The organism is Knoellia sp. LjRoot47 (genome assembly GCF_964253435.1).
Classification (GTDB): domain Bacteria; phylum Actinomycetota; class Actinomycetes; order Actinomycetales; family Dermatophilaceae; genus Knoellia.
On record NZ_CAXUQS020000003.1, the window covers coordinates 174,295 to 194,816 of the forward strand.

Genomic DNA, 20,522 nt, shown 5'->3' on the forward strand with positions numbered 1-20,522 from the left:
CGTCGGCTTGCTTCGTCAACCATTGACGCGGAAAGGCTCCACGGCGTTGGATAGTCCCATCGCCCGGGACTCCCCCGGGACCTTGCTGGAAGGGTCGCGACGATGGCGCGCAGGTTTTCACGGTTCGGGGCGGGGGCGCTGGCGGCGACGCTGGCCGCAGCCGGACTCACGCTCAGCAGCACCTCGACGGCCTCGGCCACGGACTGGGGCGCCTGCCTCACGGGCCCGGACGACACGCAGTCGGTCTTCGCCCGTGCCGCGCAGGTCAGCGGCGTCCCGGAGGACGTGCTGCTCGGGGTCGGCTACCTGGGCGGCCGGTGGAGCCACCACGCCGGGCAGCCGAGTGTGTCCGGCGGCTACGGCGTGATGCACCTGACCGACCGACCGGTGACCCCGGTGTCCGCACCGGACAAGGGTGACTCCGCCACGGGGCTGCCCACGCGTGCGGGCACGCTGCTCGTCGCGCAGGAGCGGACCGGGCTGTCGGCCGAGCGGCTGCGCACCGATCCGGTCGCCAACATCTGTGGGGCGGCTGCCGTGCTGGCGTCGTACCAACCCGGCACGACGGCGCAGGGCCCGGCCGGGTGGAGCAAGGCGGTCGCGCGGTATGCCGGCACCGCCGACCGGCAGGAGGCCCTGAACTACGCCGGCCTCGTGTTCGACGTGATCCGAACCGGTGCCACCGAGACCACCGACCTCGGTGACACCGTGACGCTGGTGGCGGACCCGGGCGCGACGCTCGACACCGCGGCCGTGTCGGACGACCGGGTCCTCGAGCCCGGCGTCCAGGAGCTGGAGTGCCCCTCGACGATCGACTGCGACGTCGTCGAGGCGCAGTACCGCCGGACCGGACCCGCCGTCACGCAGTACGTCAACTACGACCTCGCCGACCGCGAGAAGGACCTGTCGATCGACTACCTCGTCGTGCACAACACCGAGTGCACCTACGACGTCTGCACCAGGCTCATCAAGGGCGAGGCCGAGCCGAACCGGTTCGTGTCGTGGCACTACACCGTCCGGTCCAACGACGGCCATGTCGACCAGCACGTCGCCACCCGCAACGTCGCCGCACATGCGGGCAACTGGTACCTCAACATGCACTCCATCGGTGTCGAGCACGAGGGCAAGGCCGGCGAGCCCGGCACGTGGTACACCGAGGCGCTCTACCGCTCCTCGGCCCAGCTGGTGTCGTACCTCGCCAAGGAGAAGGGCATCCAGCTTGACCGGGCGCACGTCGTCGGCCACGAGGAGTTCATGTCGAGCAACTACAAGTGGGACCCGGGGCCCTACTGGGACTGGGAGCACTACATGGCACTGCTCGGCGCCCCCATCAAGCCCGACCGCCGCAGCGGCCCCAGCCAGGTGTTCACGGTCAAGCCCGGCTTTACGGACAACGCCCGGACCCTCACCGGGTGCTTCGCGACGGAGACGCAGCCGGGCCGGGCCTGCCCGTCATTCGGCACCAACTACGTCGACGTCCGCACGGCCCCGAGCGACTCGGCGCCTCTCGTGTGGGGGTCCACCGACCTCGTCTCCGACCGTGACGCCCGCGCCGTCGCCGGTCACAAGTTCTCCGTCGCCGGACGCCAGGGTGACTGGCTCAAGGTCTGGTGGGACGGCTCGGCCGGGTGGATCAAGAGCCCGAAGGGTGAGGACGCCAACGTCGTCCCGTCGCAGGGCGAGGTCGTCGAGGCCGTTCGCCCGTCGGTCCCGGTCTACGCCCGCGCCTATCCCGAAGCCTCGGCGTATGCCGGCACGCCGGTGCCGAACCAGGGGCAGCCGACCGTGGCCGCGCCGGACGGCTCGGTGCTCACCCTCCAGCCGGGTCAGCGCTACGTCGTCGCCGACAGGACGGTTCCGACCGACTACTACTACGCGAAGTCCTTCGACAACTCGCTGCCCGGCGACAAGACCGTGGTCACCGGGAAGCAGGAGTACTTCCAGGTCTGGGTCGGGCACCGCTTCGGCTACGTCAAGGCCGAGGACGTGAAGGTGATCGCCGGCCGGTGACGCGCGTCAGTCGGGTGTGACCCGGCCGCGACCGGACTTGAGGTCACCCCGGCGCTTCTTCGAGTCGAGCCGTCGCCGCTGCGACCCACGCGTCGGGCGGGTGGGTCGCCGCGCCGGCGGTGCCGGTGCCAGGGCGTCGCGCAGGAGGTCGCCGAGCCGCTCGCGGGCGGCAGCCCGGTTGCGCAGCTGTGAGCGGTACTCGGAGGCGACGACGACGATGCGTCCCTGGACCAGGCTGGGCCCCAGCACCTCGACCACGCGGGAGGACTGGGACGGCGTGAGCGACGTGGAGGCCGCAGGGTCGAAGACGAGCTCGACGCGGCTGTCGGTCGTGTTGACGCCCTGCCCTCCCGGGCCCGACGACCGGCTGAACCGCTCGAGCAGCTCGGACGCGTCGAGCACCAGACCCCCGGGCAGACCCGGACCGGGCCGCACCACGAGGTTGCCGCCCAGTCCGTTCATGCCTGGCATGGTCGCACCCACGGCTGGGCGTCAGCCGGTGTACGCGCCCAGGTCGAGCGCGTAGAGCCCCCGCAGCGTCGGGTACTCGGCCGTGGTCCACAGCTCACCGCGACCACCCCAGTGGCTGAAGTCCTCGGTGCCGACCGGCAGGTGGTTGCCCCAGCGGACGAGCGAGTTCGAGGACGGCGTGTAGCGGTAGAGGTCGCCGCGGTCGTTGTCTGTCCCCGCCGTCGAGCCACCGTCGCTCTGGCTGAGGTAGAGCCGCCCGCTGACGAAGACACCACCCTGGAGGCTGTCGACGCCGATGTTCCACGCACCGTCCGCGCCGGCGACCTTCGAGGCGTTCTCGGCGATGAGCTTCGTGGACTCGTTGAGGTTGTATCGCACGGTGCGCGGCGACGCCTGCGACGTGTCACCCGGCGCGCGGTACTCGGTGGCGACGAGGGTGTCCGGCGACGTGGTGCGGTCGATGGCGATCGACGAGTAGCGGAACGTCCCTTGGCGGGCGTAGCGGTGCACCTGCGGGGCGACGTACTTGTAGCCGTAGGCGCCGTAGCCCGACGAGGTCCGCCCGATCGAGCCGCTGATGTCGGTGTTGACGCGCCACATCCGCGCCATGTCGAAGACCCGGATCCCCGAGGTGTCGGCGACGTAGAGGTAGCGGCCGTACCAGGCGAGGCCACCGGCGTGCGTGTTGGCGATGGTGAACGACGGCGACGACGCAGTGCCGGTGGGCACGGCGAGGAGCACGTGACGGTACTTCGCGGTGGCGCGGTTGAGGAGGGAGACGCGGGCGCCCTTGTTGGTGCCTCCGTCGTGGTCGTACCAGGAGGTCGCGAGAAGCGAGCGGCCGCCGGCGGTCGTGCCGGCTCCGCCGTACGCGTCGTAGGTGCTCGAGACACCCTGGGCGTACCACTGCTCGGTGTTGTTGTCGTCGCTCGCCCAGCAGTACTTCTTCTTGACGTGCGGGAGCACGGAGGTGCAGGAGGACCCCGTCGGACCCACCCTGTTGGCGTCGGCGGCAACGGTGTCGAGGCTGACGTTGGGCAGCGCCGCGTCGAGGGCGCTGAGGACCGACGAGGAGCTGCTCGTGCGGGTGAGGTTGAAGCCCGACGTGGAGATCGCGCCCGCCGCGTGCGCGGCGCCCGCCCCGACCGCGGTGACGGTCAACGTCGCGACGCCTGCCGCGAGCGCCGCCTTGACGATGCCGCGCGTGCGGCTCCTGGGTCGAGTGCTCATGATGCGGATCCCCCTCGGTGCCGGTGCGCGGACCGGTCGGCCCGCGGTCCTGAGGCTAGGACCAGAGCCGGGCTTCGCGCACCCCTTCGGCATGGGGAGATCTCCCCGGCGCCCGGAGGGATGGCGCCGGGCCAGGGGCTCGGCGTCAGCGGGCGGGCGTCACCTGGCTGGCGTCAGCGGGCGGGGACGCCGGCGCGCAGCAGGCCGTAGGTCACGCTCTCGACGAGCGCCATCCAGCTGGCCTCGAGGATGTTGGCCGCGACCCCGATGGTCTCCCAGGTCGTCTCACCGTCGCTCGTCTCGATGAGCACGCGCGTCACCGCGTCGGTGCCGTGGGCGGCGTCGAGGATCCGGACGCGGTAGTCGATGAGCTCGAGGTGCTCGATCTCGGGGTATGCCGTGGCGAGCGCGAGCCGGAGCGCGTGGTCGAGCGCGTTGACCGGGCCGTTGCCCTCGCCGGTGCGGAGCACCCGCTCGCCCCCGGCGGTGAGCTTGACCGTCGCCTCGGACAGGGCGCCGCCGTCGGACTGGCTGTCGGTGATGACCCGCCACGACTCGACGTCGAAGAACGGAGGCAGCGCCCCCTCGATCTCGCGCCGCAGGAGGAGCTCGAAGCTCGCGTCCGCGGCGTCGAACGTGTAGCCGCGCAGCTCGAGGTCCTTGACGGTCGCGAGCACCCGCTGCACGAGCGCGCTGTCGTCGTCCTTGAGCGGGTCGAGGTCGAGCCCGAGCTCGCGGGCCTTGAGCTCGATCGACGCACGCCCGGCCATGTCGGAGATGAGCATCCGCATGTCGTTGCCGACGTGCTTGGGGTCGAGGTGCTGGTAGAGGTCGGGGTCGACCTTGATCGCGCTGGCGTGCAGCCCGGCCTTGTGTGCGAACGCGCTCGCGCCCGTGTAGGGCTGGCGGCTGTAGGCCGGCACGTTGGTGATCTCGCTGATGGCGTGGCTGATCCGCGTCGACTCCTGCAGCCGGTGCGGCTCCATGACCTGCTGGCCGACCTTGAGCTGGAGGTTGGCGACGACGGTGACGAGGTTGGCGTTGCCCGTGCGCTCGCCGTAGCCGTTGATGGTGCCCTGCACGTGCGTCGCGCCGGCGTCGACGGCCGCCATCGAGTTGGCGACGGCGCAGCCGGTGTCGTTGTGGCAGTGGATCCCCAGGCGCGCATCGCTGCTCGCTCCCCCGTCGACACCGGTGAGCCCGAGGCTCTGGGCGACGTCGGTGACGACGTCCCAGACCTGGCCCGGGAGCATGCCGCCGTTGGTGTCGCACAGGGCAGCCACCTCGCCACCGGACTCGAAGACGGCACGCAGGGCCTCGAGCGCGTAGGCGCGGTCGACGGCATACCCGTCGAAGAAGTGCTCGGCATCGACGAAGACGCGGCGCCCCTCCCCACGCAGGAACGTCACGGTGTCGCGGATCATCGCGAGGTTCTCGTCGCCGGTCGTGCGCAGCGCACGCTCGACGTGCCCGATGTGGGACTTCGCGACGAGGGTGACGACCGGTGCACGGCTGTCGAGCAGTGCTCGCACGAGCGGGTCGGTCGCGGCGGAGCCCCCGGCGCGCCGGGTCGCACCGAACGCCGCGAGCGTCGCGTTCTTGAGGTCGAGGTCGGTGGCGGCCCGGGCGAAGAACTCGGTGTCCTTCGGGTTCGCCCCGGGCCAGCCACCTTCGATGAAGCCCACGCCGAGCTCGTCGAGGTGCGACGCGATGGTGAGCTTGTCCGCCACGGAGAGGTTGAGCCCCTCCTGCTGGGCACCATCGCGCAGGGTGGTGTCGTAGACGTGCAGGTCGCTCATTCGTGTCTCGCCTCGATCGGTCTCGTGCCGGGGACTTCGCAGTGCCTCACGTGTCATTGTCGGACTCCAGCGGCGCCGCCCAGCGGCCGGGGTGTGGCTGCTGGACCCTCTGCCTGGCGACTGCGGCGCACCGTCGTCGACCACACAAAAAGACCCCCCGGGTGTGGGAGGTCTGCGCGACGAACGGTGGGGTTCGTCGCGCTAGTCGATAATGACGGTGGCGGTGGCCACGGACATGAGTGTCACGAGGAGAGAGTCGCACGCACGCCCGGCATGCGGGAAGCCCTGTCCACATCGCGGTCGCCGCCCGCACCCGCCCTCCCGACGCGCCGCATCCCTCGAAACGCTGGGGTACGCGCGAAGCGAGCGAAGATCAGCGAAACGAGACGCGCGCCTGCGCCTCGCGGATGAGTCGCCCCACCCGCGCCGGGTCGGCGAGGTCGGCCCAGGTGAGTCGCACGATCTCGTAGCCCAGCCGACGCAGCTCGTCCTCCCGCCGCTTCTCACGCACCAGGGCATCCCGACCCTGCGCACCGGCGTACTTCATCGCGCCGTCGAACTCCACGACGACCCTGCCGACGAGGAAGTCCACCCGCGCGAGGAAGCCACCGGCACGGATCTCCGCCTGGGCCACGTAGACCATGCCGAGTGAACGCAGGATGAGTCGAGTTCGCGTCTCGCCCGGCGACTCGCACAGCGGGTCGGCCAGCTCGATCGTGCGAGCCACGGCCCGCGCTCCGTAGCGCGGCCGCATGGCGTCGAACCGTCGGCGCATGGCGTCCAGCGTGACCAGACGCTCATGCAGCGCCGCGTCGAGCGCCACCACTCCGGCCGTCACACCGGAGGCCGCCGCCGTCTGCACGACGCACGAGGCCACCGACGAGGTCAGCACACCGCGCACCCGCGCGAGCACGTCGCCTTCGGGCGTCGGGTGGACGCGAACCAGCCCTTGCCGAGAGCCGTGGACGACGTCGCATGCGAGGTCGATGACGCCCAGGTCGCAGCCGAAGAGCGGCAGGCCGTGGACGGCGAGCCCGGCGTGGTGGCTGGCTCGGGCCGGGCCCCTGGGCTCACGGCCCGGAGCCGCTCGCCCGAGCAGGACGGCGGCGACCCGGAGCCGGTAGGCCTCGCTGGCGCTCACACCCGACAGGGCTTCGGTGAGGACGAAGCACCCGGGTCGCACCCGCTCGAGGGAACCCTCGCGCACGCATCGGTCGACCGTCCGACCACCGACCCCCAGCGCATCCATGACATGTGACGCGATGACGCCACCGTGTGCCAGCGCTCTGTCTCGCAGCTCTTCGTCCATGTGGTCAGCCTCGGCGCCGGCTCGTCGCCCACGCGACCCGTCACTCGCAACCTGTGGACAGCCGAAGCCGACACGGCGAGGTGTGGACAACGCTCACGACGCGGCCAACGTCTCGTGACGCGGAGGAAGCCGCGCATCGAGACGCTCTCGACGAACCGACGCGACGTATGCCGTCCGCACCCGTGCGTCGCTACGCTCGGCTGCCATGGGAGACACCTTGCACCTCACCGCCGTGCTGGAGCCCCGAGGACCCGCCGGCGGTTTCGCGTTCACCGACGAGCAGGTCGCCGCCCTCGGCGACGGCGCCAAGGTCTTCCCGGTGACGGTGACCATCGGCGGGCACGTGCTGCACCTGCGCCTGGCGCGGATGGGCGGCGAGTCGCTCGTCGGCCTCAGCAAGGCGGCCCGCGCCGAGGCCGGCGTGGAGATCGGGGACACCGTGACCTTCAGCATCGCGGCCGAGACGGCACCGCGGACGGTCGACGTGCCCGAGGACCTCACTGCCGCCCTCGCTGCCGATCCCGCCGTGGCCGAGGCCTTCGAGGCGATGGCCTACAGCCACCGCAAGGAGTACGTGCGCTGGGTGAGCGAGGCCAAGCGGGAGCAGACCCGGTCGGACCGCATCGCCAAGACCGTCGAGATGGTGCGTACCGGCCAGACACGGTGACGATGTCAACCAAGGGTTGACGTCCGCTCTCGCGTCAACCTATCGTTGACACCATGACGCGACGCCCCGACATCCGCCCACGCCGCAGCACCTCACTGAGCACCGGCATGCTCTGCGTGCTCGCGGGCCTCGTCGCCCTCATGCTCTCCCGGGGCCGCGACGGGTTCGACAAGGGCCTCTTCCAAGGGGCCTGCATCGCCCTCATGGTCCTGGGTGCCTACCTCCTCGGGTCGGCCACCTTCCGCAAGGGCACCGGGGACGAGCTCGGTGACGACGCGTGGTTGCCGAGTCGCGATGGGCGCTGACCGGGTGCCGTCGTCGGACAGCCCGCCCGCGACCCCAGCCGGCGAGACCCTCGACAAGGCCGCCGCCGAGGCCCGGCGCGATCTCGTCGAAGCGGTCGGGTCGGCCATCCTGTCGACCTCCCCGAGCCGCGACCCGCTGGTCCTCGTCGAGCACACGGCGTCCGCCGAGACCGCCGCCCGCGACCTGCTCACCCAGGCCGTCGGCACGGCGAGGGCCGACGGCCACAGCTGGGCGGCCATCGGCGCCGTGCTCGGCATGAGCCGTCAGGCCGTGCAGCAGCGGTTCGGCGGGCGCGCCGGCGATGACGACCTCGAGCCGGAGGAGCGCTGGCTGGGTCCGGTCACGGCCTTCGACGAGATGGCCGAGCTGGAGATCGCCGGACGTCTCGGCTGGCACACGATCGGGGTAGGCATGCTCCGGCACCGCATGGTGCGCACCGCGCACCAGTGGGAGCACAAGCGGGTGCTCTGGTCGGGATCGCTCAACCGCTACGAGAAGGACGGCTGGGTGCTGGGGTCCCGCGCGTTCCCATGGGTCTACCTCGTGCGCGACACCGGGCTGCCCGCGGAGGCGTGACAGGGGGCCGCCGACCACCACGTGCACTCGACCCCTCCCGCAGGCCCGATCTCGGCGCCCGCCACGGCACGGCCCCGGCTCAACGCCCGCGGCGCCTTCCCAGCTCGGGTCGGACGCCTCTGCCGTCGAGGCTGGCGCGGTCGGCCGCGGCCCGCCCGACGTGCCAGCCCTCGGCGTCGCGCACCGAACCCGCGGCCTTGGTCCGCACGCTCGGGAACCACTCACCCACCGTGGCCTCGACCTGCTCGGTCCGGGCCGCGAGGAGAGGCACGAGCTCCTGCCCCCGGGTGCTCGCTGCCGGCGCCGCCGCCCGCGTCTCGGCGTCCGCGACCTCGCGCAGCCGCTCACCGATGCGGTGGGCGTAGGCGGTGAGGAAGGACGAGCGGAAGGCTCGGGTGCGGCTGCGACCGCGATGGTCGGCGCGGGAGCCCTCGGCGAGCATGAGCGCGTTGGCCTGGACGAGCAACGACGTGAACAGCAGCTCGACCGTCTCGAGGTCGGCCTCGAACCCCACGACGGTGCCGAAGCCCAGCGCCCGGGTCCAGACCATGCGGCACGAGTTGGCCGCCGCCACCGCGGTGAGCAGCGACGCCTTGGGTCCGTCGTAGGGCGTGTCGATGCCGATCCGGCGACCGTGTGGGGTGTCGCCGGACGCCGGGTCGCGGTCCGACAGCAGGGCCTGGTCGATGCGGTGACGGGCCATGAGCGCCTGCGCGCCGGCCGTGAACGTCTCGGCCTCGGCGGCGAACGTCGTCGACTCGGCCTTGGCCAGGAGCATGCGCACCCGCTCGAGGACCCGGGAGTCCACGTGGGCCGGCGCCCCGGGGCCAGCCACCGCACCACCAGGTGCAGCAGCGTGCTCCGTCGGCACCGTGGCCGTGCCCGGCAGCGGCGAGAGCCGCTCGATGCCCGGCAGGGTCTGCACGAGGTGCAGCACCGTGAGGGCCTGGCTGAGCAGGGTGAGCCAGTCGGCGCCTCGGCCCCGTCGGGCATCGAGCCACGTCAGCGAGCGGGGCCACCACACCACCGCCTCGAGCGACGAGAGCTGCGAGCCCCACGACGGGTCGACGGTCGCCGGCGCGTAGCGGTCGAGCTCGTCGACCACGACGTCGAGGACGACGGCCTGCTCGTCGACGCCGAGGGCCCGCACCGCCATCCGGTGGACGTCTGCGGGCTGCCACCCGCGCTCCCAGGCGCCGGTCGTGGCGGCGCGCAGTGAGTCCACCACGGTGCCGACCACGACCCGCGCGCCCTGCTGGCCGTCGCAGCGCTGGGCCAGCGCAACGGTGGCGTCGTCGAAGACGCGACCGCGACCGGCGCCGAGCGCACGCACCGCGACCGCGACGAGCTCCGACTCCGTGCTGTCGTCCATGTCACCTCCACTACTCCTCGTGAACGTCCACCATCGCATCGCGGCACGACGACGGTCCGGACGCACGAGCGGACCTGTGGACGACGGCATACCGGGTCGGGTCCTGTGGACGACGAGGACCGCCGGCCATGGGCCTCTCAGGTGACCGAGCGCCACCAGTGCGTGGGCTCGGACGGCAGGGCGGAGACGTCGATGCGCTCCCCCGGCCGCGGCACGACGACCGTGACCCCGCGGCGCTCGGCCTCGGCAAGGACCCGCTCGATCGGCTCGCTCCACGGGTGGAACGCGAGGTTGAACGTCCCCCAGTGCACCGGAACCATGACCTCGGCGCCGACGTCGAGGGCCGCCTCGACACCGTGCTCCGGGGTCATGTGGATCGTCGGCCACCCGTCGTCGTAGGCACCGACCTGCACGAGCGCGAGGTCGAACGGTCCGTAGCGCTCACCGATCTGCGCGAACCCGATGAAGTAGCCGGTGTCGCCCGAGTAGAAGACCTTGCCGTGCTCGCCCTCGAGGACCCACGAGGCCCACAGGGTGCCGTCGCGGGAGAGGCCGCGGCCCGAGAAGTGCTGGGCCGGCGTCGCGACGAGGCGCACCCCGGCGACCTTGGTGTCCTCGTGCCAGTCGAGCTCGTCGATGCGGTCGGGGTCGATGCCCCACTTCTCGAGGTGGGCCCCGACCCCAAGCGGGACGACGAAGCGCGTCTCCGGCCGCAGGTCGGCCAGCTCCTTGACCGAGTCCATGTCGAGGTGGTCGTAGTGGTCGTGCGAGATGACGACCGCGTCGACCGGAGGAAGGTCGCGCAGGGCGACCGGCACCGGGTGGAGGCGGCGTGGGCCGACCTGCTGCGAGGGCGAGCACCTGTCGCTCCACACGGGGTCGAGGAGCAGCACGGCCCCGTCGACCTGGACGAGCACCGTCGAGTGCCCGAGCCAGGACACGTGGGTGCCCTCTGGCAGGGAGCCGAGCGGCTCGCGCACGAGGGGCACGTCACCGACGGGGTGGCGCTCCTGCCGTCCGGCGAGCAGCTCCTTGACGCTGCCGGCGAGCGAGCGCGAGGACGGCTCGAAGCGCAGCTGCTGGTTGTGGAACCTGCCGTTGGACCATTCGGGCGACTGCGCCATCCGGGACGCGCGCTCCCCCGTCGCCCGTCCGCCCATCGCTTCGGGGATGGGGCGTCCCGCCTTGACGAGCCACGCCGCGAGCCCGACGCCGCCTGCTGCCACTGCCAGTCCAGGAATTCTCACCAGACCAGTGTCACCCCATCGGGCCGAAGTCGCGGCATGCCGCCACCAACGCGTCGAAGAGTCGCCCGTCGTCGCCCGCCTCCGGGTGCCACTGGACGGCGATCCGGAACGGGTATGCCGCGTCCTCCATCGCCTCCAGGGTGCCGTCCTCGTGCCACGCGGCCGGTGCGTAGCCGGGGTGGGTGGTGACGGCCTGGTGGTGGTAGGTCGGGACGTCGAGGACCTCGGTGCCGAGGATCGCCGCGAGTCGCGTCCCGTCGACCGCGGAGACGTGGTGTGACGCGTAGACGCCGGGTGACGGGCTGTGCGACGTGTGGCCGACGCGGTCGGGCACGTGTTGCTCGAGGGTGCCGCCCGCCGCGACGGCCATGACCTGCATCCCGCGGCAGATCCCGAGCAGCGGCAGCCGCGTCCGCGCCGTCACCGCCGCGACCGCCATCTCGAAACCGTCCCGGTCGGGTCGTGGAGCCTGCACGCTCTCGTGGGGGACGGCGGCATACCGGCTCGGTTCGACGTCCGCGCCACCCGCGATGACGACGCCGTCGAGCCGCGAGAGCACCTCCTCGACGAGCTCCTCGTCGGCGTCGAGGCGCGGGGGCAGGACGACGGCGATCGCCCCGGCCCGCTCGAGGTGCTCGACGTAGTTGTGCGGCAGGACGGTGCTGGCCTGGTCGGTCCAGTCGCCGCGGACGACCGGCTCGACGTAGGACGTGACGCCGATGACCGGCCGCCCGCTCGAGACCGCCACGGCTCAGAGCGGCGTGACGTAGGCGCCGGAGATGCCGCCGTCGACGAGGAAGGTGTTGGCGGTGATGAAGCTTGACTCGTCGGAGGCGAGGAAGAGCACCGCGTTGGCCATCTCCTCGGGTTCGCCGAACCGCCCCATCGGCACGTGCACGAGGCGTCGGGCGGCGCGCTCCTCGTCCTTGGCGAAGAGCTCGCGCAGCAGCGGGGTGTTGACCGGCCCGGGGCACAGCGCGTTGACCCGCACGCCCTGGCGCGCGAACTGGACGCCGAGCTCGCGCGACATCGACAGCACCCCACCTTTGGAGGCGCTGTAGGAGATCTGCGACGTCGCCGCACCCATGACCGCGACGAACGACGCGGTGTTGATGATCGACCCCTTGCCCTGCTCGAGCATGTAGGGGATCGCCGCCTTGCAGCACAGGTAGACCGAGGTGAGGTTGACCTCCTGCACCTTGCGCCACGCGTCGAGGTCGGTGTCGAGGATCGAGTCGTCCTCGGGCGGGCTGATGCCGGCGTTGTTGAACGCAATGTCGACGCTGCCGAAGCGCTCCTTGGCCGTGGCGAAGAGGGCGTCGACCTGGTCCTTGTCGGTGACGTCGCAGTGGACGTAGGCGCCACCCACCTCGTCGGCAATCCGCTCGCCGTTGGCGTCATCGAGGTCTCCGATGACGACCGTGGCGCCCTCCTCCGCGAAGCGGCGCACGGTCGCGAGGCCGATGCCGGAGCATCCCCCGGTGACGACGGCGACCTTGCCCTCAAGACGAGTTCCCATGTGTTGCAAGCCTTTCAGTGGTGGTGGTGATCAGCTCTCGGTGCTGATGAAGACGTTCTTGACTTCGGTGAACGCATCGAGCGCGTCGGGGCCGAGCTCGCGCCCGATGCCGCTCGCCTTGTATCCGCCGAAGGGGGTCGAGTATCGGACGCTGCTGTGGCTGTTGACCGAGAGGTTGCCGGCCTCGACGGCGCGGGAGACCCGGATCGCCCGCCCGACGTCGCGGGTCCAGATCGACCCCGACAGCCCGTATGCCGTGTCGTTCGCCTTGGTGATCGCGTCCGCCTCGTCGTCGAAGGGCATGACCCCGACGACCGGGCCGAAGATCTCGTCCTGCCAGACGCGGTCCGTGGTGGCGCCCGGGAGGACGACGGTCGGTGGGTACCAGTAGCCGGCCCCCTCGGGCGCCGAGCCGCGGAAGGCGACGTCGACGGTGTCGTCGGAGTCCTCGACGAAGCCCCGCACGGTGTCGCGCTGGCCGGCGCTGACCAGTGGCCCCATCTGGGTGCTCTCGTCACCGGGGTCGCCGACGCGGACGTCGCGCATGGCCGACTCGAAGCGCTCCATGAAGGCGTCGAAGACGTTGCGCTGCACGAGGATGCGCGTCCGGGCGCAGCAGTCCTGACCGGCGTTGTCGAGGAAGGACATCGGCGCGGACGCGGCGGCGGCGTCAAGGTCTGCGTCGTCGAAGACGATGTTGGCGGACTTGCCACCGAGCTCGAGCGTGACCCGCTTGAGCTGGTCCGCGGCCTTGCGCATGATCCCCTGGCCCACGGCGGTCGAGCCGGTGAAGCAGACCTTGCGGACGTCGGGGTGGGTGACGAACCGCTCCCCCACGACCGAGCCCTTGCCCGGCAGGACGGTGAACACGCCCTCGGGGATGCCCGCCTCGAGCGCCAGCTCGCCGAGTCGCATCGCGGTGAGCGGGGTGAGCTCGGCAGGCTTGAGGACGACGGTGTTGCCGGCGGCCAGCGCCGGTGCGAAGCCCCAACCCGCGATGGGCATGGGGAAGTTCCACGGGACGATGACGGAGACGACACCGAGCGGCTCCTTGAGCGTGATGTCGAGGCCACCGGCGACCGGGATCTGGCGGCCGAACAGCCGCTCGGGTGCGGCCGAGTAGTAGGCGAGGACGTCGCGGACGTTGCCCGCCTCCCACCGCGCGTTGCCGATGGTGTGGCCGGCGTTGGTCACCTCGAGCTGCGCGAGCTCCTCGAGGTGGTCGTCGACGACCTCGCTGAAGCGGCGCAGCAGCCGGCCACGGTCGGCGGGGGCGAGAGCACGCCAGGTCGGCCCCACCTCGACGGCCCGGGCGACGGCCTCGTCGGTCTCCTCGACGCCGACGAGCTCGATGCTGCGCACCGTCTCCTCGGTCGCCGGGTTGATGACGTCGTGCGTGGTGGTGCTCATGTGGTTCGTTCTCCTTGTCGACTCATTGCGACTTTCGGCGTGGTGCGACTTATTGCGACTTTCGGCGGGCTACCAGCACCGGTGACCCATCCGCGGTCCGCGCCGAAAGTCGCAATAGGTCGCTGGGTCAGAGGCGCTCGAAGCCGCGGATGCGCTCCCAGTCGGTGACCGCCGCGTCGAAGGCCTTGAGCTCGACGTCGGCGGCGTTGACGTAGTGGTCGACGACGTCCTCGCCGAAGACCTCGCGGGCGATGGCCGACCCCGCGAGCAGCTCGCGCGCCTCGCGCAGGGTCGTCGGCACGGTGTCGACGTCGGAGAGGTAGGCGTTGCCCTCGAACGCCGGCTCGAGCTCGAGCTTGTGCTCGATGCCGTACAGCCCCCCGGCGAGCATCGCCGCGACGGCGAGGTAGGGGTTGACGTCGCCACCGGGTACGCGGTTCTCCATGCGCAGCCCGCCGCCGTGCCCGACGACGCGCAGCGCGCACGTCCGGTTGTCCCGCCCCCACGCGACCGCGGTCGGCGCGAACGACCCTGCGGCGAACCGCTTGTAGGAGTTGATGTTCGGCGCGTAGAAGTAGGTGAACTCGCGCATCGTGGCGAGCACCCCGGCGAGGAACTGGTCGTGCAGCTCGCTCTGACCGCCGTCGCGCTCGTCGTCGGCGAAGACGACCTCGCCGTCGAGACCGCGCAGCGACAGGTGGATGTGGCACGAGTTGCCCTCGCGCTCGTCGTACTTCGCCATGAAGGTCAGCGACATCCCGTGCTTGGCGGCGAGCTCCTTGGCTGCGGTCTTGTAGATGACGTGGTTGTCGCAGGTGCGCACGACCTCGTCGTAGAGGAAGCCGATCTCGTGCTGGCCGAAGTTGCACTCGCCCTTGGCGCCCTCGACGGTGACGCCCGCGGCATACAGCTCGTTGCGGATCTCACGCAGGAGCGGTTCGACGACCGTGCCGCCCGTGATCGAGTAGTCGACGTTGTAGCGGTTCGCCCCGGTGAGCCCGACGTAGCGGCGGTCCCAGGCCGACGCGTAGGTGTCCTCGAAGACGATGAACTCGAGCTCGGTCCCGGCGATCGCGGTCCACCCGAGCTTGGCGGCCCGGTCGACCTGCGCCCGCAGGATCCCCCGCGGGGACTGGCGCACCGGCCCCGACCCGTCGAGCCAGGCGAGGTCGCACTGGATCGTCACGGAGTGCGGCGCCCCGGGCGTGCGGCGCAGGGTGTCCATGTCGAGGACGAACTCGAAGTCGCCGTAGCCCTTCTCCCACGACGACATCGCATAGCCGTCGACGGTGTTCATGTCGACGTCGACCGCGAGCAGGTAGTTGCAGCCTTCTGCTCCGCCGTCGAGCACGTGGTCGAGGAAGTATGCCGCGTGCAGCCGCTTGCCCGTGAGCCGTCCCTGCATGTCGGTGAAGGCCACGACGACGGTGTCGATCTCGCCGCTCGCGGAGCCCTCGCGCAGGTCGTCCAGGGTGAGCTGCCTCGGGCCCCCGGCGTGGATGGATCCGGTCATCAGTCGCTCTCCTTCGTCGTCGTCGTCATCGTCCGTGTCGTCATCGTCCGTGTCGTCATCGTCCGTGTCGTCATCCGAGCAGTCCTCTGAGCAGGGCCGAGGTCGCGTCGCAGTGCTCCTCCATCGCAGCCCGGGCGGCATCGGCGTCCCCCTGCAGGATGGCCGCCACCACGGCGTCGTGCTGCTCGCACGAGTGGGTGATGTTGCGCGGGAGCACGGGGATCGCGGCGAGCATCTCTCCCAGCGCGGCCTGTGCGCGCGTCACGGACTCGATGACCATGGGCGAGGCCGACAGGGTCGCGACGGCGAGGTGGAACCTGCTGTCCGCGATGCGGTGCGCACCGGTGTCGGAGGCCTCCCACACGTCCGCGGCCGAGGCGACGAGCCAGGCCCGCTGGTCGCCGGCGAGCTCCTGACGCGCCGCGAGCCACGCGGCCCCCGGCTCGACGATCCGCCGGAAGTCGAGCGCGTCCGCCAGCGCGGCACCTCGACGGACCGGCGGCGCCGCCGACGACCCCGGCTCCGGCGTCGTGTAGGTGACCACCGTGCCGCCGCCTCTTCCACGCCGGGTGGTGACGAGCCCACTGTCGCGCAACGCGGCGATGGCGTCCCGCAGCGTGTTGCGGGCGACGCCGAGTCGCTCGGAGAGCTCACGCTCGGGCGGCAGCTGCTCCCCGTCGACGAACACCCCGAGCCGGATCGCCGTGGCGAGCTGCTCGACCGTCGTCTCGAAGACGTTCGCCGTCGCCGGACGCAGGACGGCTGCGGGAAGCCATCCCACGTCCGGGAGGTGAGCGGTCATGCGACCGGCCCCACGGCATACGTCATCGGGTGGGGCTCACTGGAAGATCTCCGCGGGCGGGATGGTGTCGTGCCCCTCGGGGACGTCCCGCATGAAGTGCTTGCGCCCACCGGCGAACCACGAGGCGAGGGCGAAGAGCGCGACGACGCCCACGGCGATGGGTGCGTAGTTGAAGGTGTCGACCGTGACCGGCGAGGCCGGAGGGAGCATGAAGAGGATGACGATGAAGCCCACCCAGACGATGGCGATCCAACCGATCGGGGCCGACCAGCGGCCGAGGTTCCACCGGCCCGGGCGGAAGTCCGGGTTGAGCCGACGCAGCAGCACGGGCGTGACGTAGGCGATGTAGAGGCCGATGACCGCGATCGACGTCACTGCCAGGTAGGCCGTGGTCGAGAACAGCGACGGCGAGGCGAGGATGATCGAGGCGACGGTGACGAGCCAGATCGAGTTGGTCGGCGTCCCGGTGCGCGGGTTGACCTTCGACCACAGACGCGAGCCCGGCAGGGCGTTGTCGCGCGAGAACGCGAACGACATGCGGGACGAGCTGGTCACGCACGCCATGCCGCAGAAGAACTGGGCGATGGCGCAGATGAGGAGAAGGCCCTTGCCGAGCCCCGAGCCCGCGGCGTCGATGAAGATCTGCGCGGGTGGGAGGCCGATGTCGGTCGTCCGCGCGGCGTCCCAGTCCTGGACGGCAAAGGTCACGGCCAGCAGGAGGACCCAGCCAGCCCCGAGCGACACGACGACCGAGTTGACGATGCCCTTGGGTGCGGCCACCGAGGCGTTGCGTGTCTCCTCCGCGACGTGGGCCGAGGCGTCGTAGCCGGTGAAGGTGTACTGCGCCATGAGCAGGCCCATGAGGAAGACGTAGGGGGTGCTCCCCCACCCGGTCTCGTTCTTGAACTCGGTGAAGACGAACGACGCGCTCTGGTGCTGGTCCGGGACGAACGCGAGGACGAGCACGATGACCGCGACACCCGCGAGGTGCCACCACGCGGAGACGGTGGAGAGCATCTGGACGAGGTTGACGCCGAAGGCGTTGAGCAGGCCGTGGAGCACGAGGATGACGACGAAGCAGATGAAGGTCCGCACGGCGGTGACCTCGATGCCCATCGTGAGGTCGAGGAAGGCCATCCAGGTGATCGCCGCGCCGAAGTCGACCGCTGTCGTCACCGCCACCTCACCGAGGAAGTTGAACCAGCCGACCGTCCAGGCCCACTGGCGCTTGCCCCTCGTCGCGAGCCGGCCCGCCCAGAAGTAGAGCCCGCCGGCCGTCGGGTACACCGAGCAGATCTCGGCCATGGCGAGGGCGACGCAGACGACGAAGAAGCCGACCACCGGCCAGCCGATCGAGATGGCGACGGGGCCACCGGCGTTCATGGCGATGAGGTAGCTCGTGATGCACCCGGCGAGGACCGAGATGATCGAGAAGGACACGGCGAAGTTGCTGAACGCACCGAATCGGCGATGGAGCTCCTGCTTGTAGCCCAGCTCGGCCAGCAGGGCTGCGTCGTCGTCGTGGTGCTCGTCCCGCTGCGTGGTGCTGTCCGCCTGAGATGCCATCGCGTGCTCCATCAAAGGTCTGTTCCAGAACCCTTTGACTCCGGAACGTCAGTGACGCACAGGAAACACCCGCACGGCATACGCCGTCAATGGTCTGCCCATGAACCTTTGACACGCATGTATGCCGTCCGCCCCCGCGGCGCGGGTGGGCGCCCGCTCAGGCGAGGCGGGTCAGCCAACCCCGCGAGTCCTCGGCGCGGCCGTACTGGATGTCGAGCAGGCGCGAGCGGATGGCCCGGGTGACCTCGCCACCCTCGTCCCCGCCGACGGCCGGCGCGGAGCCACCCTCCCAGCGGAGCTCACCGACGGGCGTGATGACCGCCGCGGTGCCGCAGGCGAAGATCTCGACGATGTCCCCGGAGGCGACGCCGTCCTTCCACTCCTGGATCGGCACCTTGCGCTCGACGGGCGTGAGGTCGAGGTCCTTGGCGAGCTCGAGGATCGAGCTGCGGGTGATGCCCTCGAGGATCGAGCCGGACAGCTCGGGGGTGATGAGCTCGCCATCCTTGGTGAGGAAGAAGAGGTTCATGCCGCCGAGCTCCTCGATGAGCTCGTGGGTGCCGGAGTCGAGGAAGACGGCCTGGTCGCAGCCGTTCTCGATGCCCTCGAGCTGGCCGGCGAGCGAGGAGGCGTAGTTGCCACCGCACTTCGCGGCACCCGTGCCACCGGCGCCGGCGCGGGCGTAGTCCTGCGAGATCCACAGCTTGACCGGCTTGAGGCCACCCGCGAAGTACGGACCGGCCGGCGAGGCGATGACCGAGTAGGTCACCTCGTTGGCCGGGCGCACCCCGAGGAAGGACTCGGAGGCGTACATGAACGGGCGCAGGTAGAGGCTGGCCTCGCTGCCGTCGGCCGGCGGCACCCAGGCCTCGTCGACGGCGAGGAGCGCCTTGAGCGAGCCGATGAAGTCGGCCTCGGAGAGCTCGGGCAGGGCGAGGCGGCGCGCACTGCGGGCCATCCGGGCGGCGTTGGCCTCGGGACGGAAGGTCCACACGGACCCGTCCTCGTGGCGGTAGGCCTTCATGCCCTCGAAGATCTCCTGCGCGTAGTGCAGCACCGCGGCGCTCGGCATGAGCTGGATGGGGCCGTAGGGCACGACGCGTCCGTCGTGCCAGCCGCCGTCCTTGGTCCACGTGGCCGAGACCATGTGGTCGGTGAAGTGGACGCCGAAGCCGGGGTTGGCGTGGATCTCGGCGCGACGCTCGTCGGTCGCCGGGTCCTCACGGCGCTGGGTCGTGAACGAGAGGTCGGTCATCTCCGGGGTCCTTCCACGCGGTGCGGCTTCGGCGGCGCGTCGGTGCGGCCGTGCCCGAGCCTATGACAGGCGGTCGGCGACGGCGTCACCGATGGCGCTCGTCGAGCGCACGGCGCTGCCCCGCTCGAGGAGGTCCGCGGCGACGGCGGCCTCGACCCGGGCCGCCTCATCGGTGCGCCCGAGGTGCTCGAGCAGCATCGCGACGGACAGGATCGTCGCCGTGGGGTCGGCCTTGCCCTGTCCCGCGATGTCCGGCGCCGAGCCGTGGACCGGCTCGAACATGCTCGGTGCCTCGCCGGTGGGGTTGATGTTGCCGCTCGCGGCGAGGCCGATGCCACCGGCGATGGCCGCGGCGATGTCGGTGATGATGTCGCCGAAGAGGTTGTCGGTGACGATGACGTCGAAGCGCCCGGGGTCGGTCGCGAGGAAGATCGTCGCGGCGTCGACGTGCTGGTAGGCGGTCTCGACGTCGGGGAACTCGGCGCCGACCTCCTCGACCGTTCGCCGCCACAGGTGGCCGGCGTGGGTGAGGACGTTGTGCTTGTGGACGAGCGTGAGGTGCTGGCGCGGACGGGCCTGGGCGCGCGCGAACGCGTCGCGCACGACCCGCTCGACGCCGAATCGGGTGTTGACGCTCACCTCGGTCGCGATCTCGTGGGCCGTGCCGGCACGGACCGAGCCGCCGTTGCCGACGTAGGGGCCCTCGGTGCCCTCGCGCACGACGACGAAGTCGATGCCGTCGGGGGCCACCCGCTCGACGGCAAGAGGGCTCTCGACGCCGGGGAGCAGCTTGGCCGGGCGCAGGTTGACGTAGTGGTCGAGCGCGAAGCGCAGCGGCAGGAGGATGCCGCGCTCGAGGACGCCACTCGGGACGCTGGGGTCACCGATGGCCCCGAGGAGGATGACGTCGTGGCCGCGCAGCTCCTCGAGCACGCTGTCGGGCAGCGTCTCGCCGGTGGCGTTCCAGCGCTGCGCGCCGAGGTCGTATGCCGTCGAGCTCACCTTGGTGCCGCTGCCGGCGGTGACCGCCTCGAGGACCTTGAGTCCCTCGGCGACGACCTCGGGTCCGATGCCGTCGCCGGGCAGGACCGCCAGGTCGATGTCGGTCCGGCCGGTCTGCGGTGCGGTGCTCTCGGTCATGCGGCCACCTTAGGAAGTCATCTCGCGATCCGGGACCGCGTGCTCACGATGCGGTCACCCCCAGAACGACTTATTGCCCGATCGGGCCCCTTCCAGCGCGGCTGAGCCAAGCTGAGACGGGCCCGATCGGGCAATAAGTCATGGGGGACGCTCAGGCGTCGGTGTGGTCCTGGTCGCGCAGGTCCAGGGACTCCTGCAGCGCCTGCTGGGCCTGCTTGGCTTCTTCGCTCATGGGATTGCTCAGTCCTTCGACATCTCGATCGGGGGGTGGTCGGTCGGCTCGAGCCCGTGGTGTGGGCGAACCGGTCAGCGGCGTCGCGGGGTCTCCGC

18 protein-coding genes are annotated in these 20,522 nt (G+C 71.1%); 4 read left to right on the forward strand and 14 right to left on the reverse strand.

All coding sequences use genetic code 11. The annotated features are described in order from the left end of the window. Positions 1–102: 102 nt before the first annotated feature. Complete coding sequence (locus tag ACSQ11_RS17430; protein WP_436007858.1) at positions 103–2,010, forward strand: N-acetylmuramoyl-L-alanine amidase; 1,908 nt, start codon at positions 103–105, stop codon at positions 2,008–2,010. 6 nt (positions 2,011–2,016) lie between these two features. On the opposite strand, the gene arfB is transcribed toward ACSQ11_RS17430, so the two are convergent. From arfB to ACSQ11_RS17450, 4 genes are all read right to left on the reverse strand, one after another. Next, positions 2,017–2,472 (reverse strand): alternative ribosome rescue aminoacyl-tRNA hydrolase ArfB, encoded by a 456-nt coding sequence (arfB, locus tag ACSQ11_RS17435; protein ID WP_436007860.1) that lies wholly within the window; start codon positions 2,470–2,472, stop codon positions 2,017–2,019. A gap of 30 nt (positions 2,473–2,502) precedes the next feature. Beyond that, positions 2,503–3,711 (reverse strand): hypothetical protein, encoded by a 1,209-nt coding sequence (locus ACSQ11_RS17440; protein ID WP_436007862.1) that lies wholly within the window; start codon positions 3,709–3,711, stop codon positions 2,503–2,505. 173 nt (positions 3,712–3,884) lie between these two features. Beyond that, a complete protein-coding gene (gene cimA, locus ACSQ11_RS17445; protein ID WP_436007864.1) occupies positions 3,885–5,567 on the reverse strand; it encodes a citramalate synthase in 1,683 nt (560 codons plus the stop codon). 316 nt (positions 5,568–5,883) lie between these two features. Then, on the reverse strand, positions 5,884–6,819 hold the full coding sequence (locus ACSQ11_RS17450) for a hypothetical protein (RefSeq protein WP_436007866.1): 936 nt from the start codon (positions 6,817–6,819) through the stop codon (positions 5,884–5,886). 205 nt (positions 6,820–7,024) lie between these two features. On the opposite strand from ACSQ11_RS17450, the gene ACSQ11_RS17455 reads away from it, so the two are divergent. Genes ACSQ11_RS17455 through ACSQ11_RS17465 form a run of 3 tightly spaced genes read left to right on the forward strand, consistent with a single transcriptional unit; the run spans position 7,025 to position 8,368 of the window. Continuing rightward, positions 7,025–7,486, forward strand: a complete 462-nt coding sequence (locus ACSQ11_RS17455; RefSeq protein ID WP_436007868.1) for a YdeI/OmpD-associated family protein — start codon at positions 7,025–7,027, stop codon at positions 7,484–7,486. A gap of 53 nt (positions 7,487–7,539) precedes the next feature. Then, a complete protein-coding gene (locus ACSQ11_RS17460) occupies positions 7,540–7,791 on the forward strand; it encodes a hypothetical protein (protein WP_436007870.1) in 252 nt (83 codons plus the stop codon). Continuing rightward, positions 7,781–8,368: a hypothetical protein gene (locus ACSQ11_RS17465; protein ID WP_436007872.1), complete on the forward strand. Its 588-nt coding sequence runs from the start codon at positions 7,781–7,783 to the stop codon at positions 8,366–8,368. Before ACSQ11_RS17460 ends, ACSQ11_RS17465 begins: the two co-directional genes overlap by 11 nt. Positions 8,369–8,447: 79 nt before the next feature. Here the strand turns inward: ACSQ11_RS17465 and ACSQ11_RS17470 are convergent, their stop codons facing one another. The 10 genes from ACSQ11_RS17470 to ACSQ11_RS17515 form a co-directional block, all read right to left on the reverse strand. After that, positions 8,448–9,740 (reverse strand): DUF2786 domain-containing protein, encoded by a 1,293-nt coding sequence (locus ACSQ11_RS17470; RefSeq protein ID WP_436007874.1) that lies wholly within the window; start codon positions 9,738–9,740, stop codon positions 8,448–8,450. Between the two features lie 137 nt (positions 9,741–9,877). After that, positions 9,878–10,987 (reverse strand): MBL fold metallo-hydrolase, encoded by a 1,110-nt coding sequence (locus ACSQ11_RS17475; protein ID WP_436007876.1) that lies wholly within the window; start codon positions 10,985–10,987, stop codon positions 9,878–9,880. A 10-nt stretch (positions 10,988–10,997) separates the two neighbouring features. Then, positions 10,998–11,735, reverse strand: a complete 738-nt coding sequence (locus ACSQ11_RS17480; RefSeq protein ID WP_436007878.1) for a gamma-glutamyl-gamma-aminobutyrate hydrolase family protein — start codon at positions 11,733–11,735, stop codon at positions 10,998–11,000. Positions 11,736–11,738: 3 nt separating this feature from the next. Then, positions 11,739–12,506: a 3-oxoacyl-ACP reductase gene (locus tag ACSQ11_RS17485; RefSeq protein ID WP_436007880.1), complete on the reverse strand. Its 768-nt coding sequence runs from the start codon at positions 12,504–12,506 to the stop codon at positions 11,739–11,741. A 30-nt stretch (positions 12,507–12,536) separates the two neighbouring features. After that, on the reverse strand, positions 12,537–13,916 hold the full coding sequence (locus ACSQ11_RS17490) for an aldehyde dehydrogenase family protein (RefSeq protein WP_436007882.1): 1,380 nt from the start codon (positions 13,914–13,916) through the stop codon (positions 12,537–12,539). Between the two features lie 127 nt (positions 13,917–14,043). Continuing rightward, complete coding sequence (locus ACSQ11_RS17495; RefSeq protein WP_436007884.1) at positions 14,044–15,429, reverse strand: glutamine synthetase family protein; 1,386 nt, start codon at positions 15,427–15,429, stop codon at positions 14,044–14,046. A 70-nt stretch (positions 15,430–15,499) separates the two neighbouring features. Further along, complete coding sequence (locus ACSQ11_RS17500) at positions 15,500–16,231, reverse strand: FadR/GntR family transcriptional regulator (RefSeq protein WP_436007886.1); 732 nt, start codon at positions 16,229–16,231, stop codon at positions 15,500–15,502. A 36-nt stretch (positions 16,232–16,267) separates the two neighbouring features. Then, positions 16,268–17,797, reverse strand: a complete 1,530-nt coding sequence (locus ACSQ11_RS17505) for an amino acid permease (RefSeq protein WP_436007888.1) — start codon at positions 17,795–17,797, stop codon at positions 16,268–16,270. Positions 17,798–17,954: 157 nt separating this feature from the next. Continuing rightward, positions 17,955–19,052 carry a branched-chain amino acid aminotransferase gene (locus ACSQ11_RS17510; RefSeq protein WP_436007890.1) on the reverse strand — a complete coding sequence of 366 codons (1,098 nt, stop codon included), beginning with the start codon at positions 19,050–19,052 and terminating at the stop codon, positions 17,955–17,957. A gap of 60 nt (positions 19,053–19,112) precedes the next feature. Then, positions 19,113–20,192: a 3-isopropylmalate dehydrogenase gene (locus ACSQ11_RS17515; RefSeq protein WP_436007892.1), complete on the reverse strand. Its 1,080-nt coding sequence runs from the start codon at positions 20,190–20,192 to the stop codon at positions 19,113–19,115. Between the last annotated feature and the right edge of the window lie 330 nt (positions 20,193–20,522).